The following is a 14,463-nucleotide window of genomic DNA, read 5'->3' on the forward strand; positions in this document are numbered from 1 at the left end:
GAGGATAGGATGACATCGGCTCTTGAACAAGTGCTGCTGCATAACGTTGCAGAAGCGGAATGGACAGGACAGGGGGACTACCGATTGAGCCGGATACCGGCAGATGTCCGGGAACGGATCAACGCAGATGCGCAGAAGCGGGCATTCAATACTTGCGGCTGCGAGATCCGGTTCGTCATGAAGGGCGAGGAAGCGCTCGTGCTGCTGCGCCGGGCAGAGTCGGAAGCAGCGGCTGCCTATGGCATTGCAGAAGTCTACTTTGGCTTGTTCCAGGGCATGTATGCGGAGACCCCTGTTCCGGTTGGAATAGACACTGTGGCCATTAAAATCCGCAGACCTGCTCATATGGATGTGTTGAAGCGGCTGGCGAAGGAGCAGGGGATGGCTTTTGACCCCGAAGTCGTGCGCCTCATCCTGCCGTATGATTGGGAGTACAGGCTGGTTGGGATAGAAGGAAACGTTGCGCGGCCGCGTGCGGACCAGCTGCCAGGGAAGACTATGCTGGCCTACGGCTCGTCGATTACGCATGGCGGCGATTCGGTACAGCCGACTGGAACCTATGCGATGCGGACAGCGCGCAGGCTGGGGATGGACCTGATAAATATGGGCTCGGCCGGCAGCGCCCAGATGGATGAGGCCATGGCGGCATATATAGCAGGCAGGAAGGATTGGCACCTGGCAACAGTGGAGATGGGCATTAATGTCATCCGGCTGTGGGAACCCGAGAGGTTCGAGGTAGCGGTGAACCGGTTTCTGCGCGTGCTGGCGGATGGTGCCGGTGAACGTCCCGTAATCGTGACAGACCTGTTCCGCTGCATCCATGATGCTGCCGGTAACCCGAGGGCTACCGAGTACCGAGGAATTGTGCAGGAGGCGGTACAGAAGCTGCAATCGCCGCATTTCAGCTATATAAGCGGGCTTGACCTTCTCCCGGACTATGCCGGATTGTCCGTCGACCTTGTCCATCCGGGCGCGGCGGGCCATGAGCTGATTGCGGAGCGGCTGTCGGCAGCTGTGCAGGCATAGAATAGGGCCCGTGCTATTAGGACGGGCCTTTCTGCTGGCTGGCTGGTAGCATAATTCCTGGCGGGTGCTTCGAGAAGCAGGCATAGGAGGGGGACAGCCGCATTCCTTACGACTCCGCCTTCTCTAATTCATAGAAGTTGCCGTCTATAAGCACTATCGGAGGCTGTTCATCCCGGAGAATAATGAAGCTGCCTCCGCCATTCCAGTCGGCCACCACGATCGTCTTGACTGATTCGGCTTCAACACCGATATCGCTCAGCTCGACCCGGTATTCCTTGAGGAAGTTTTCATTCGTCATTTCATATTCTTCATAGACAGGGTCTTGTACCTCATCATGGCCCAGGGATGCCGTATTTGCATTATAGACAACGGTCAGTCCGATAACACCGTTGTTCGGTTCAGTCGAGATTCCAGTAGAGCCGATATGCTTGCTGATTGTCCACTCACCAAAGAAGGAAGGTGCATCATTGGGGCCGGCAGCGGTATTGGGATTCTCATCGGCTGCATCGGCCGCGCTGCCTTCAGTCCCGTCCGAATTCGTGCCCGCATTGCCTGGTGTGGCCTCTGTTCCAGTGCCTGAATCATTCCCGGATGTATTATTAGTCAAATCGTTGGTCGGGTCCACAGCGAAATTCTCTGGCGCTTCAGCCGGCGCATTGGTGTTCGTATTCTCGCCGCAGGCACTGACCAGCAGCATCAGCAGCAATATGAGCGGCACTGAGGAATAGCGGAATACTCTCTTCATATTTTCGATACCTCCCGATTAGTAGAGTCGCGCGTTGATCTGTACCATGAAACCTAAGTTTATCCATGTCCGGTTCGCTTCACTCTGAGCCTCCACACAGCGTAGCGGATAGAGCCGTATAATAGTGATGCTGCAGTGGAAGCTTTCGCGTAATCGAACAAGTCATAGGGCAAGAAATAGTGGACTCTTACGGTCCCATCATGACTCTCCAGCTTCTCAACCGTACTTTCCACCAGCACCGGCGGCGGCCCATCCTCCCATATATTCTCCTGCAGACCATGGGCCTGAATAAAATAATAGACGTACATGCTAATAACAACGGATAGAGCGATGACCAGGGATTCCAGTAAAATAACCGCTTCTCTGCGCATCTACTGCCCAGCCTGTCCTTCGATCACAAGCCTGCTGCCCTCTTCCTTTACCTTGAAAATAACCGGCCTCTCCTGCGGATTGGCGTTCGGCGTGTGGATGGTGAGGCAGAGCTCTCCCTCAAAGGTGCGGAACAGCATGCCATGACCGCCGTCCTTCGCGAATACGGGCTCAGCATCCTGTGTCCATGGGCCCTCAATACCGCCTGAAGAGCGGGCAAGTCCCATGGTATAGCCATGTTCACCAGCGCTGGACCAGAGCATAGCCAGCTGACCGTCAGGCAGTCTGTGCATGTAAGGACCATCTGTGATGTAGCTGTCCTTGTTATCGCCAACCGCTACTGCCCAAGGGGCATCCGAGGCTTTGAACAGCAGGACGGGATTACCATCGGCGCGGCTCAGATCGGGTGCCAGGCGGACTGCGTACATTTCACCGTCCTTCACCTCCACCCATTCCCGGCAGAAGACCATCCAAGGCTGGCCTTCATCGTCCACATGAAGCGTACCATCGAGGCATTCCCAACCTTCGGGTGTTACGGGCTTGCCGCCAAACAGCGGGATGAACGGCCCGACAGGGCTGTCCGATACCAGAATGGAGGTTCCGCGTGCCTGCTGCTCCGACTTAAAGCTGGCAAACATGTAGCAACGCCCGTTCCATTGATGCACCTCGGGCGCCCAGTAGTGACGATCCGACCAGAAGTCCTCATCCGGGCGAAAAGCAGGCTCAGGGCCTTCCCAGTTGACCAAGTCCCGGCTGACATAGACGTCAAAGCCCGCAGGTGTGCCCGACCAGGCGGTCGCGCCGTCCGTACCGTACAGATAGTAAGCCCCTGTCCTCACGTCCGTGAGAATGAAGGGATCGCGCAAATTGATTTCAGACAGGTTTAAGGATTTCATCGGGTTGTTTACCACCTCAGCTATAATTAATCGTAACGGCCGCTGCTAAAACATGGCCGAACGTTTGTTGCACGGCGCTATAAGAAATAGACGATGTCCGCAGCGAGTTGGTTTCACGGGATACGGAAGGTAAGAAACTCACCACAGTACAAAGAAGAGCATCCCGGCGGCAGTGGACTGCCAAACCAGGATGCTCAGCTGCTTAGCTCTAGCTAACCGTAAGAGTGCCTTCTCTCGAATTCTTCTCGTGCTTGTCCATAATTTCCTTATATACCTCGATGTAGTCTCTGACCATGCGCTTCTGGCTGAACCGTTCCTCCACCAGCTGCCGGCAGCCCTCTCGAGAGATGCTGCTGACCTCCGGAACACGCTGCACCAGCTCCTCTAGTGTATCTACGGCATAGCCGTTGCGTCCGTTCTCGATGATTTCAGGCATCGACCCCTTGCGGAATGCAAGCACAGGTGTGCCGCAGGCCATGGATTCGACCACGCTCAAACCGAACGGTTCGTGAAAATGGATCGGGTGCAGCAGCGCATAAGCGCCTCCCAGCACCTCATTGCGCTCCTTCGGGCCGACAGAGCCGATGTACGTGATATCGGTGCCAAGATTCGGCGCTACGTAGGCATCGTAGTAGTCCTGATCCTGAATAATGCCAGCGATCACCAGCTTCATGCCGATTCGCTTGGCGATCTCAATGGCTTCACGTGTTCCCTTGTCATGATGAATTCGGCCGAAGTAGACTAGGTAATCCCCCTGCCGCGGGTTGAACGTGAATGCCTCCAGATCGATGCCGTGGTGGATCGTCCGGATATAGTCCAGCTCAGCGCTGCGGTCGGCATCGCTGATCGAAACATAGTAGGAGCTCGCATTGTATTTGCGGTAGACCGGCAGAATCTTCGGCGAGGAGAAGCCGTGAATTGTGGTGATAACAGGCGTCCGGATCAGCCCGCTGTAAGATAGCGGCAGGAAATCAAAGTGGTTGTGAATGATATCAAATTCCTCCGCCTGCTCCATAATCTCGGCTATGTGCAGACATTCCCAAACCTTTGGGTCGAGCTCCCGGTCCTCTTCATAGGGTGCAGGACAGACGCTTCTAAGCTTGGCCGAAGTAACCGAGTCGGCGGTTGCATAGAGCGTGACATCGATGCCTTCCTTGACCAGCCCTTCGGTTAGCAGGGAAACGACACGCTCCCAAGGGCCGTAGTGGCGGGGCGGTGTGCGCCAGGCAATGGGTGACAGCATGGCTATTCTCATCCTCATGTTCTCCTTTCATCTCTTCTGGGAAGTGATTTCGGCCGTTTACGGCAGCCAAGAGATTAGATGAAGTCTGCGGGCTGCATGTATCGGTACATGTGGTGAGTGCAGTTCTCGGGACGCAAAAAAACCGGCTTCATCAGAAGCCGGTCTCCTAAACAGTTTAATCGAACAGCTCCCCAAAAACCGAACATACGTTCTAATTATTTTAGGCAACCCTCTAATCAACAGCATAGCAAATTTTTGAATATAAGTCTATTGTTTCTTAGCAGAATGTGGCACAATGATTAAGGTCTGCAGACGAACGATAATATAGGAGGTAACTGAATGGACGTTCAAAGTGCCTACCATGAGGAAAGCACACGCCTGAAGGAAACGCTGGAGGAAGTCAGGCAGCAGCTTGCGGGGATCGGCCCGCGGTATTATGGTGATGATTTTGTGGAGCAGCTGCTCGATGCCAAGCGCGAGGAAAGCCGGGAAAGGCTGCAGCTGCTGGAGATTGAGCCGTATTTTGGACGGCTGGATTTTCAAGAGAAGGGAATGGACGGTGCGTCACCGCTCTATATCGGCAAACGCGGGATGGAGAAGAAGGAGACCGGGCAGCCCTATATTATTGACTGGCGGGCGCCGGTAGCCAGCTTATTCTACTCCTTCACGGGCGGCGACGAGCCGGTTGAGTACGAAGCGCCTGAAGGGGTTGTTGGCGGCGAAATTCACCTGAAGCGCAACCTGTCGATCCGCGAGCAGGTGCTGCAGCGCGTCGTGGACAGCTATGTCAGAGGCGGCGACAACCTGGGGCTCAGCGATGAGTTCCTGCTCTACAGGCTTGGGGAGAAGAAGGATAATCGGCTGCGTGACATCGTGTCCACGATTCAGGCCGAGCAGGATCAGATCATCCGTGCCCCGCGTGCGAAGGCGCTTATCATCCAGGGGGCGGCAGGATCGGGAAAAACCACGGTGGCGCTGCACAGGCTGGCTTTCCTGCTGTATCAGTATCAGGATCAGGTGCGCGCGGACCGGATGATTATTTTTGCGCCGAATACGATGTTCCTTGATTATATATCCGGGGTGCTGCCGGAGCTGGGCGTCGGGAATGTGCGGCAGACGACCTTCGTAGATTGGGCACTGGAGCTGCTCGGTGATGAGGTGCGTCTCGCAGAGGACGACCAGGAAGGCAAACGCTGGTTCTCGCTTGAAGCGGCCAGGCCGGAGGAAGGCGAATGGGCCTCAGGGCGCTACAAGGGCTCGATGGTGTTTAAGGAGCTGCTGACAGGCTGGCTTCGTGAATATGAGCAGTTTTACTTGCCGGAGCTGGATTTTGAGCCTTGGGATGGCGGACATCTGCCATACAGGACGCTCCGTGAATGGTTTGAGGTGGAATACAGACCGTATCCGCTGGCAGCGCGCCGGGACCGGCTGGTGGCAAGGCTGAACCGCTGGCTGGAGATGGAGCTCGGCAAGATTTCGGACCCGAAGAAGCGCAAGGAACGCAGCAAGACGGGCAAGCAGCGGCTGCGGACCTTCCTGAAGAAGCTGCCAGAGGTGACGGCGCTGCAGTTGTACCGCAGGTTCTTCGGTGTGGAGGCCTCGCCTGTTGAGCCGGCCGCGGGAATGCCGGCGACCATCGCGGAACAGACCAAGGCGGGGTTGAAGAAGGGTGTGGTGAGGCAGGAGGATCTGGCGGCGCTGTGCTGGATACACCGGCAGATCCATGCGGCTGAGGGGCGGATGCTTGATCACATTGTTGTGGATGAGGCGCAGGATATCTCGCCGCTGCAGGTCGAGCTGTATAAGTCATTCATGAATGAGCCGTCCTTTACGATCCTGGGCGACCTTGCGCAGGGCATTCATGCCTACCGCGGCATTCACCGGTGGGAGGAGCTGTCGGAGCTGTTCAAGCCGGAACAAACCTCCTACCACGAACTGAAACAGAGCTACCGCTCGACGCTGGAAATCATTGAGTTTGCGAATACGATTCTGCCTTATACGGATACAGGGCTTCCGGCGGCGCAGCCGGTCTTCCGCAGCGGGGAACCCGTTGAGGTTGTCCGCTGCGCGGGCACGGATGAACGGGACCAGCGGGTCCGGTCGTATATTGAGGACATGGTAACAGGCGGCATGCGGACGGTCGCGGTCATCTGCCGGACGGACGGTGAATGCCGTGAGGTGCACGCCATGCTGGAGCGGGAAGGCGTCGAAGCTTCCCTGATTCTTGAAGGACAGCAGGCCTACAAGGGCGGCGTATCGGTTGTGCCGGTCTACATGGCCAAGGGCTTGGAGTTCGACGCCGTGCTGCTGCCGGATGTGGATGAGGGGCGTTACGCCGCTTCCCCTGCCGATGCCAAGCTGCTGTATGTCGGCTGCACCAGAGCGCTGCACCGCCTGACCCTGCTGCACATAGAGGAAGCTTCGCCGCTGCTGGGGTAGCGGAGGATCTGGAATGAGGCGGGCGGTTTTAACGAGAAGAGAAGTGCGAATTGTCTTGCCCGATCTTAACGTTTCATAGATGAATACAGGTGGGAAAAATGCTGGTCCCGGATAGCCGTGGACCGGCTTTTTTTGTCCATAATATTCCTTTTACTAGGTGAACTATAAATCCTTTTCCATAAGTCTATCGTTAAACTATCAAGATGCCAAGAAACTTCTTGCCGCACTCCTATTTAGGAAGGGTTGACGATGAGACAGACAATAATTAAAGAATGCTTGCAATTGCTTCGTTCTCCACTATGGCTGATACTGTTTGCCGGATGTATAGGCGGCTCTGTAATGCTGCCGCGTGCCAACCTGACAGGGTTGGATGTTATGCCGGGTATGGTCTATTTCATTATGGTAGCAAGCCTTCTGTTCTTCTTGTACGGAGCTGAAGAGGCACGGGGAGAGCAGCGACGGTACCAGCTGGAGCTGGTTCGCACCTTACCCGGTTTTACAGGCAACCGGCTGGGCAAGCTCCTGTTCTGGATGCTGTTTACCGGAATATTCTATCTGATCTTCTTCATGGCGGTCGTCCTCTACATTCTGGCAGTCCATGGAAGTGAAACGATTCATGAAGTGCCTCATGCGCTGCTGTACACAGTGCTCTGCTGGTGGGCTCCGTTCTTTTTATCCACCGTGCTCGGTTATGTGCTGTACAGCCTTACCAGCAGCTTGTACAGTTATGTACTGATTTCGCTGGCCTGGTTTTTGATTATGCCTTACAACGCTATGGTATTGGGCGATCTCATGCCGAGGGAGGTTGCGGGCTGGCTAATTGTAGGAGACCCCAATATTGAACTGATCATGGGGATATATGATATGGAGAGTCAGCGTGTAAACAGGGGCTTCTTCATTCAACGGGCGGTAGCCGCGGTGGTGATCATCGGGGCATATATCGGCCTGACGTGGACACGGCCAGTGAGACAGGCTGCCCTGGTCTGCATGGCAGGGGCGCTGATTCTGCCAGTCTTCTCGCCCTATGTCCCCTACTTGACGGACGAGAGCTGGTCGGTCAACTCTTATCTCCCCGCCGCGCCTCTGGACGAGGAGGAGCTTCAGTATTCGGTTGACCATATTTACATGAAGGTATCACATGGAAGAAGCAATCATGATCTGTATTATCGGTATGAGGCGGATTTGGAGGCGGAGAGTGATACAATCTCATTCGCGCTGTGGAATGATTTTGTAGTGGAGGAGGTTATGCTTGGAGACAAGCGCATCGCCTATACGCAGCAGGAGAATCTGTTGATCCTTAAGCTGCCATCCCGCGAAGGGCGGCTGAAGCTTACTGTGGCGACAAGGACTTACACATCCGTTGGACCGAATTTTGCGGAGCTCCCATCTGTACTGCCTTGGTACCCGATGCATCCTGCAGAAGCGATAGACCCGTATCACAGCGGCCGGAAGGAGAGCTATCGGCTTGAAGTGACGGGCAGTGAGAGCAGAAGGATACACACGAATTTGAGCCCTGCCGGGAAGGGTGTCTGGGAAGGCCAGGCTTATGGCCCGACGATCTTTTATGGTGAATATGTGGAGGATGGCGGGCTGCTGAGACCAGCGTTTGTCTCCCAGAAGGCAGCGGTCAGGAATCATAATGCCCATCAGCAGATCGTACAGGAGGCCAGAACTAGACTGGCTGAAGCTGCGGAGATGCCAAGCAAGGGGTTTATCATGAGTACGATTAATGAATTCGCGGCGAATCCGGACGAATATTTTGCCTCACCGGACAGTATTTCACGGACTCAAGGATCTGCGCTGGATGTGTTATTTCTGGCTCAGCCCCCCCTACGCTAGTAGCGATTTTCATAAGAGAATCCTGCTGTTTATTGCCCTATACTCCGTTGATATTGAGAGTTTGCAAGTTTCATTTTATGAAGATGTGTACGGTCAGGCGTTTATGAAGCAGCTGCGCGAGCAGTATGCTCCCTTGCCGGATGAGGAGAAGGAAAGGCTCATTAGGAAGTGGTATAACGAGACACAAGGTTTGCTCACACCAGAGCAGGTATTGGAGGACTTGAAGCATGCTGGTAGCTGAACAATTGACGAAGGCATATGGCCGTAAAACCGCGCTTCATGAAGCGTCATTCACGTTGTCGAACGGAATAACGGGCCTGCTTGGCCCCAATGGCGCCGGCAAAACGACGCTGCTGCGAATATTATCCACCTATCACCAGCCAACAACAGGAAAGCTGACTCTGGACGGCGTACAGTGGAGCCGCAAAAATATGGAGTATATCCGCTCGCTGATCGGCTACCTGCCGCAGCATGTCGGGCTGTTTCCCGCGCTAACGGTCCGCGAGTATCTGTCTTATATAGGGAGCATGAGGGGGATGGACAGCAGGCTGTTGATAGAGCGGGTTGAAAAGGTGCTTAGTGAGGTTAATCTGACCGATAAGGCCCGTGAGAAGGTGCGGTCGCTTTCCGGAGGTATGAAACAGCGGCTTGGGATTGCGCAAGCTATTCTGCATGAGCCGTCTCTGCTGCTTGTGGACGAACCGACCGCAGGTCTTGACCCGGAGGAGCGGATACGTTTCCGGAACCTGATCAAGCGCCTTGCATTTAACCGGGCCGTACTGCTCTCGACGCATATTACGGGGGATATTACGATGACCTGTGACCGGGTGTTTCTCATGAAGCAGGGACGGCTGGAAGCACACGAGCATGTGCATTCTGTCACCGGGTACGCCAGCGGGAAGGTCTGGGGGTTGTATGCGGGAAGAGAGGAGTACGAACGGCTCCTGGGCAATCTGGCATTATTCATTACGGATGCTGCTCAGCAGATCGGGGGCGGGTATAATCTGCGGATAATTGCGCAGGACGAACCGTGTGCGGGCGCCGAACTGGTTCAGCCTACTCTGGAGGAGGGTTATATGGTGTGGTTAAACGGGAACTAGTGCAGTGGCGTTATGTCTGGACAGCCCATAAGCCTTTGTTTGTCATTCCGCTGCTGCTGTGGCTGTTAGCCGTGATTGCCGGGACTACATCGCAGCAGTTTTCCAAAGAGATGACCGCGCTGGTGTTGTATCCCGCTCTGGCCTTTCCCATGCTTGGGCTCATGTCGCAGATTGGCAGTTCAGAACAGAAGGAACTGTGGATTACACTGCCTGCAGCTCCGTGGACGGCCGGTGCCCTGAGGCCGCTGCTGCTAAGTCTTCTGTATGCGGGTCTGTACGCTGCCGTCCTTCGTCAGTACTTTGATGCTGCTGAGGTTTGGGCAGGGTTTGTGTCGGCGGTACTGTATATGCAGATAACCGCTGTCTTGGTTGCGTTGTTCAAGCATAATGCCTTCGGCCTCTGTCTCGCGCTGTGTTATCTATTCTTTGGTATGTTTACAGGCGGAAGCGGACAAGGGCCGCTGTATCTGCTGCAGTGGTACCGCCAGAAGCTGGGTACGTCCCCGGAGGCATTCGTTACGGTACAAGCGGCGGCTTGCGCGGCTGCCGCCGTCCTTACTGCACAGCTGATCCGCTTCAGGGAGAGATTTCACCTATTGAAGGATTAATACCGTGCAATGGGGGAGAGGGCGCAACCTTGGCGGGATCCCGTTCGTCAATAAATTGAATGGAAGAATATTACCAATCGAGGTGTTCGTATGATAGAGTTGTCCCAAAGAACAGCATGGCTGCTGATGATCATCGCGCTGCTGGCTGGTTGTTCGGCCGAAGCTCCCCCCGGGAAGAAGGAATTGAAGACGCAGAGGCTGCATGAGTTTTACCCTGGTTCGATATCGAATGTGGAGGCTGTAAAAATTCTGGACGGCTCAACAGGGGACAGGAAGCTTATCTCGGATGAACTTATGGTGCGGGACTGGATTAATCAAGTGAAAGATATGATATTCGTTCCAGATCCCAATCAAGAGGGTCGGACGGGGTTTCTGTATGAGGTGTCGCTCTTTGAGGGTGAAGAGAGGAAGCTGAGCTTCACACCGAGTGTAGTGGGCGGGCATTATTATCTGCATAATGAAAAGCTGCTGGAGCATGTGGAGGCGTTATTCGAGGCAGCTGACTAATGATAGAATGAAAGGTAAAATTTGTTATTGATATTAATGGTCAGGGAGGCAGCTATGGAGCATAAGGATATCTTGAATCTGCTTGAGGAATCGGGGCTTGGTGCCTATAAGGAGAGGCTGTCGCCTTATATTTTCACATCTGCGAAGCTACATCTGCAGCCTGAACAGGAGGATAATGCTCCTGTAGGCGTTACGAAGGTAGGCGGGCGCCCGGACCTGCCGGAGGATTTCGAATGGCCGCGATGGAAGAAGTATAATCTATCCTTTATCGCCCAAGTCAACTTAAGTGAAATGCCTAAGGCACAGGCATCTCCGCTTCCCTGTGGCGGCCTGCTGTCTTTCTTCTATGCTGTAGAGGCTCTGTATGAATATGATGCGGAATTCTACGGAGATCCCCGGACCTGCCGGGTAATCTATACCGGACCACAGGACCTAATGAATCTGAAACGCAGAGAACTGCCTTCTCAACTAGCGCAAGAGGGGATTTTAAAGCCGAATCGGGTAACGTTCACTGCGGATGTTTGCGTACCGGCGCCGGAGTCCGCTTACCTGGAGAGTATGGGACTTGGCTGGAACGGCAATCAGGAAGAGTTCGAAAAGTACTGGAGTGTTTTTCTTCAGCAATTCATGGATCGCATGCAGCCTGGAAGATATGTGAATCGCCTGCTGGGTCACCCCGAGCAGATTCAAGGCGATATGCAGGTGTGGTGCGAGATGATGACGGAGGGAACTTATCACGAGGAACTTAATCGGGAAGAGAGTAAGCGTATGGCGGATTCCGCTTTAAGATGGAGGCTGCTGCTTCAGATCGATTCGGAAGAGGAGAAAACAGGCATCATGTGGGGAGATGTTGGCCGCATTTACTTCTGGATTAGGGAAGACGATCTGGCCGCCTGCCGGTTTGACCGCGCAGTCTGTATCATGCAGGATTCATAGGAAGAAAGCTTGGCTGCCTGTGATCCTGTATATACGGTGTTCGTGCGTCGTCGAAAGTTTTTTTACTATTTTTCATCTCTATAAAGTTCCTTCATGAGTGATGCTAATTTAGGGTTAGGCTTAATGGGATTGTGATTAATGCTTGTAGGGGTTATATATAACTTTTCTTGTTCTTTTTCAAACAAAGTAACATGGAATAAAACACCGCTAGATTCCTCTTGCTTTGGATCGGGGACGATTACTAAATGGCGGATTTTTTCCAGCCATTCCTTGATTTCCACTGGATTATTGATCACCTTCCGGTTCCCATTGCTACCACTGATCATTTCTATTGAATCTACGTTTGTGATATTGCCAGGGTAAAACTTTTCTAATTGTTTAGTCGTGAGGTCGTCCGATACTTCTGAATTGGATTGGTTATCATTTTGGCAACCGACGCAAATCCCAACAAGCATGGTTACGATGATGAACATTACGAGATTTCTTTTCATAAATCCATCCCCCCCCTATATTTTTACAAACAAACGTACTTATCATTAATAAAGTTGCACATTAAAGGGAACAACAAAAACGCTCGGATAAAAAGTCGTCCAAGCGTTTTCTTGGTATACGTTAATCCCTAATTTCCACATGTCTGTAATTGATCCGTATTGATCTAATAGTTGATAGACATCTGTACCGGTGGTTTCCCAGTTATCATGTACAATAGCGTACTGAGGGTTAGACCAGTTTCCCGTAGCCGTATAAGTTTCATAACCGACCAGGTTAACCAAGTGACCTCCATCTCTTCCTTCCGGTATTTAACCATATTTCCCCAACTGTAAAAAACCACGAGCTTTGGCGTTTTCTTCTGTTTTCATTTCTCCAAAACTTGGCGACTAAGCCATGTGGGGTAGTGCAGGATAATGCTTTTAAAGGGCGCGTAAATCGCTGCCTCTGTTCCTGTATGTCCGTAAACCGATTCAAGGGTCAATTGCCCCCCACACATCCAATCGTCTAGCCGATCCAAAACGTGAAATCCTGCGAATGAGTGAGCATTCGTGAGAAAACCACTTAAATACGAGGGATCGAGTCTCACACACGTTAGAAAAAGGGATTTCCCATAAGTCGTTATGACTCCCCGGAACATCCCCTTTAGTTCTATAAATCTGACATTGCTCTTACCGTCGGCACCGCGCCCGAGATACATTACTTCCCAGCCGCCTCACGGTAAGCTTCCATGTACGATTGAGCCTTGGCCGTGATCAGGCTGAAATCCTGCTTGGCGACGGCTTCCTTGGTCAGGTCCGAGCCGATTCCGACGGCGAATACGCCGGCTTTGACCCAGTCCTTCAGGTTAGCGAGCGAGACGCCGCCTGTCGGCATCAGGTTGGCCTGCGGGAGCGGCCCCTTGATCGTCGGGACGATTGAAGGCTCGAACAGGCTGCCCGGGAACAGCTTGCAGACGTCAACGCCAAGCTCAAGCGCAGCCGTAATCTCCTGGATCGTCACAACGCCAGGCATGACCGGCACACGGTACCGGTTGCAGAGCATGATCGTCTCACGGTTCAGAGCAGGGGCAACGACGAACTCGGCTCCCGCCAGGATCGTTGCGCGTGCTGTCTCAGGATCAAGCACTGTGCCGGCGCCGATGACAGCATAGTTATCCGCCGACGGGTCGCCGCTCTGATACTTCTTAGCCAGCGCTGTAATGGCTTCAAGTGCGAATGGGATGGTCATCGTAATCTCGATGGCCTTGATGCCGCCTTCGATGGCATGCTTGGCCATACGGACGACTTCCTCCGGCGAGTCGCCGCGGAGTACGGCTACTACTCCTGACTCGCGAATCTGTTCAATGAGCCGCAATTTTTTCATGACGCACACCTTCCGTGTAGTCGAATTAAGCGGACCGGACAGGCCGGCCCGCTTCTCTGTTTTTATTACCCGCCGCCTTGGACGGGCCTAACGCGTTAACGAGCCATCCAGCCGCCGTCGACGCACATGACATGGCCATTCAGATAATCGGAAGCGGAGGAAGAGAGGAATACGACAGGTCCCTTCAGATCATCCGGTGTGCCCCAGCGTCCGGCAGGAATACGGTCGGTAATCGATTGGTAGCGCGCTTTATCCTCAACAATCTGCTTCGTGTTGTTCGTCAGCATATAGCCTGGAGCAATCGCGTTGATCTGAACGCCTTTGCCTGCCCACTCATTGGCAAGCGCTTTCGTAATACCCGCAACGCCATGCTTGCTCGCCGTATAACCAGGGACATTAATACCGCCCTGATAGGACAGCATGGAGGCGATATTCACGATCTTGCCGCTGCCCCTCTCCAGCATATGGCGCCCGGCCAGCTGGGACAGGTAGAAGACGGTGCTCAGGTTGATGTCGATGACATCCTGCCAGTCCTGCCAGGCATGCTCTGCCGCTGGTGTACGGCGGATAATGCCCGCGTTGTTCACAAGCACATCGACACGGCCGCCAAATCCCAGCGCCTGCTTGAACACATCCTCAAGACCTTCCGACTGGCTGAGGTCAGCCTGCAGATCGACAGCCTTCCGGCCAAGTGCTTCTATCATGGCAACCGTCTCTTCACTGCCGCTGCTCGATACGGCAACAATGTCGGCGCCGGCCTCTGCCAGACCGACTGCCATACCTTGTCCGAGACCGCCGGATGTCCCTGTTACAACTGCCACTTTACCCGATAAGTCAAACATGTCCATGTCCGTTCCCTCACTCTCATAATATCAACAACCTGTAATGATATGGAGCTGTT

At 53.8% G+C, this 14,463-nt stretch carries 15 protein-coding genes; 8 read left to right on the plus strand and 7 right to left on the minus strand.

Annotation, left to right across the window (positions count from 1 at the left end; genetic code table 11):
* Positions 1 to 9: 9 nt before the first annotated feature.
* Positions 10 to 1,026: a GDSL-type esterase/lipase family protein gene (locus L1N82_RS06975; RefSeq protein ID WP_235286667.1), complete on the plus strand. Its 1,017-nt coding sequence runs from the start codon at positions 10 to 12 to the stop codon at positions 1,024 to 1,026.
* A 106-nt stretch (positions 1,027 to 1,132) separates the two neighbouring features.
* Here the strand turns inward: L1N82_RS06975 and L1N82_RS06980 are convergent, their stop codons facing one another.
* The 4 genes from L1N82_RS06980 to L1N82_RS06995 form a co-directional block, all read right to left on the minus strand.
* The gene (locus L1N82_RS06980) at positions 1,133 to 1,771 is read right to left on the minus strand and encodes a hypothetical protein (protein WP_235286668.1); all 639 of its coding nucleotides are present in this window, start codon (positions 1,769 to 1,771) and stop codon (positions 1,133 to 1,135) included.
* 59 nt (positions 1,772 to 1,830) lie between these two features.
* On the minus strand, positions 1,831 to 2,142 hold the full coding sequence (locus L1N82_RS06985) for a hypothetical protein (protein ID WP_235286669.1): 312 nt from the start codon (positions 2,140 to 2,142) through the stop codon (positions 1,831 to 1,833).
* Positions 2,143 to 3,036 (minus strand): glycoside hydrolase family 43 protein, encoded by an 894-nt coding sequence (locus L1N82_RS06990; RefSeq protein WP_235286670.1) that lies wholly within the window; start codon positions 3,034 to 3,036, stop codon positions 2,143 to 2,145. It abuts the gene before it with no gap.
* Positions 3,037 to 3,244: 208 nt separating this feature from the next.
* Entirely contained in the window at positions 3,245 to 4,291 is a 1,047-nt protein-coding gene (locus L1N82_RS06995) for a glycosyltransferase family 4 protein (RefSeq protein WP_235286671.1), read from the minus strand.
* A 327-nt stretch (positions 4,292 to 4,618) separates the two neighbouring features.
* Here L1N82_RS06995 and L1N82_RS07000 point away from each other — a divergent pair, with 327 nt between their 5' ends.
* The 7 genes from L1N82_RS07000 to L1N82_RS07030 all read left to right on the plus strand — a co-directional run bounded on the left by L1N82_RS07000 (position 4,619) and on the right by L1N82_RS07030 (position 11,708).
* Positions 4,619 to 6,718 (plus strand): HelD family protein, encoded by a 2,100-nt coding sequence (locus tag L1N82_RS07000; RefSeq protein ID WP_235286672.1) that lies wholly within the window; start codon positions 4,619 to 4,621, stop codon positions 6,716 to 6,718.
* A gap of 249 nt (positions 6,719 to 6,967) precedes the next feature.
* Positions 6,968 to 8,557 carry a hypothetical protein gene (locus L1N82_RS07005; RefSeq protein ID WP_235286673.1) on the plus strand — a complete coding sequence of 530 codons (1,590 nt, stop codon included), beginning with the start codon at positions 6,968 to 6,970 and terminating at the stop codon, positions 8,555 to 8,557.
* Between the two features lie 61 nt (positions 8,558 to 8,618).
* Positions 8,619 to 8,798 carry a hypothetical protein gene (locus L1N82_RS07010; RefSeq protein ID WP_235286674.1) on the plus strand — a complete coding sequence of 60 codons (180 nt, stop codon included), beginning with the start codon at positions 8,619 to 8,621 and terminating at the stop codon, positions 8,796 to 8,798.
* A complete protein-coding gene (locus tag L1N82_RS07015) occupies positions 8,785 to 9,657 on the plus strand; it encodes an ABC transporter ATP-binding protein (protein ID WP_235286675.1) in 873 nt (290 codons plus the stop codon). The genes L1N82_RS07010 and L1N82_RS07015 overlap by 14 nt, the downstream gene beginning before the upstream one ends.
* On the plus strand, positions 9,639 to 10,265 hold the full coding sequence (locus L1N82_RS07020; RefSeq protein ID WP_235286676.1) for a hypothetical protein: 627 nt from the start codon (positions 9,639 to 9,641) through the stop codon (positions 10,263 to 10,265). Before L1N82_RS07015 ends, L1N82_RS07020 begins: the two co-directional genes overlap by 19 nt.
* Before the next feature lie 99 nt (positions 10,266 to 10,364).
* Positions 10,365 to 10,772, plus strand: a complete 408-nt coding sequence (locus L1N82_RS07025) for a hypothetical protein (RefSeq protein WP_235286677.1) — start codon at positions 10,365 to 10,367, stop codon at positions 10,770 to 10,772.
* Positions 10,773 to 10,826: 54 nt separating this feature from the next.
* Positions 10,827 to 11,708, plus strand: a complete 882-nt coding sequence (locus L1N82_RS07030) for a YwqG family protein (RefSeq protein WP_235286678.1) — start codon at positions 10,827 to 10,829, stop codon at positions 11,706 to 11,708.
* A 65-nt stretch (positions 11,709 to 11,773) separates the two neighbouring features.
* Here the strand turns inward: L1N82_RS07030 and L1N82_RS07035 are convergent, their stop codons facing one another.
* From L1N82_RS07035 to kduD, 3 genes are all read right to left on the minus strand, one after another.
* Positions 11,774 to 12,199, minus strand: a complete 426-nt coding sequence (locus L1N82_RS07035) for a hypothetical protein (protein ID WP_235286679.1) — start codon at positions 12,197 to 12,199, stop codon at positions 11,774 to 11,776.
* 697 nt (positions 12,200 to 12,896) lie between these two features.
* Positions 12,897 to 13,562 carry a bifunctional 2-keto-4-hydroxyglutarate aldolase/2-keto-3-deoxy-6-phosphogluconate aldolase gene (locus L1N82_RS07040; protein ID WP_235286680.1) on the minus strand — a complete coding sequence of 222 codons (666 nt, stop codon included), beginning with the start codon at positions 13,560 to 13,562 and terminating at the stop codon, positions 12,897 to 12,899.
* A 95-nt stretch (positions 13,563 to 13,657) separates the two neighbouring features.
* Entirely contained in the window at positions 13,658 to 14,410 is a 753-nt protein-coding gene (gene kduD / locus L1N82_RS07045) for a 2-dehydro-3-deoxy-D-gluconate 5-dehydrogenase KduD (protein WP_235286681.1), read from the minus strand.
* Positions 14,411 to 14,463: the final 53 nt, after the last annotated feature.

It is taken from the genome of Paenibacillus tarimensis, assembly GCF_021532315.1.
Classification (GTDB): Bacteria; Bacillota; Bacilli; order Paenibacillales; family Paenibacillaceae; genus Paenibacillus_I; species Paenibacillus_I tarimensis.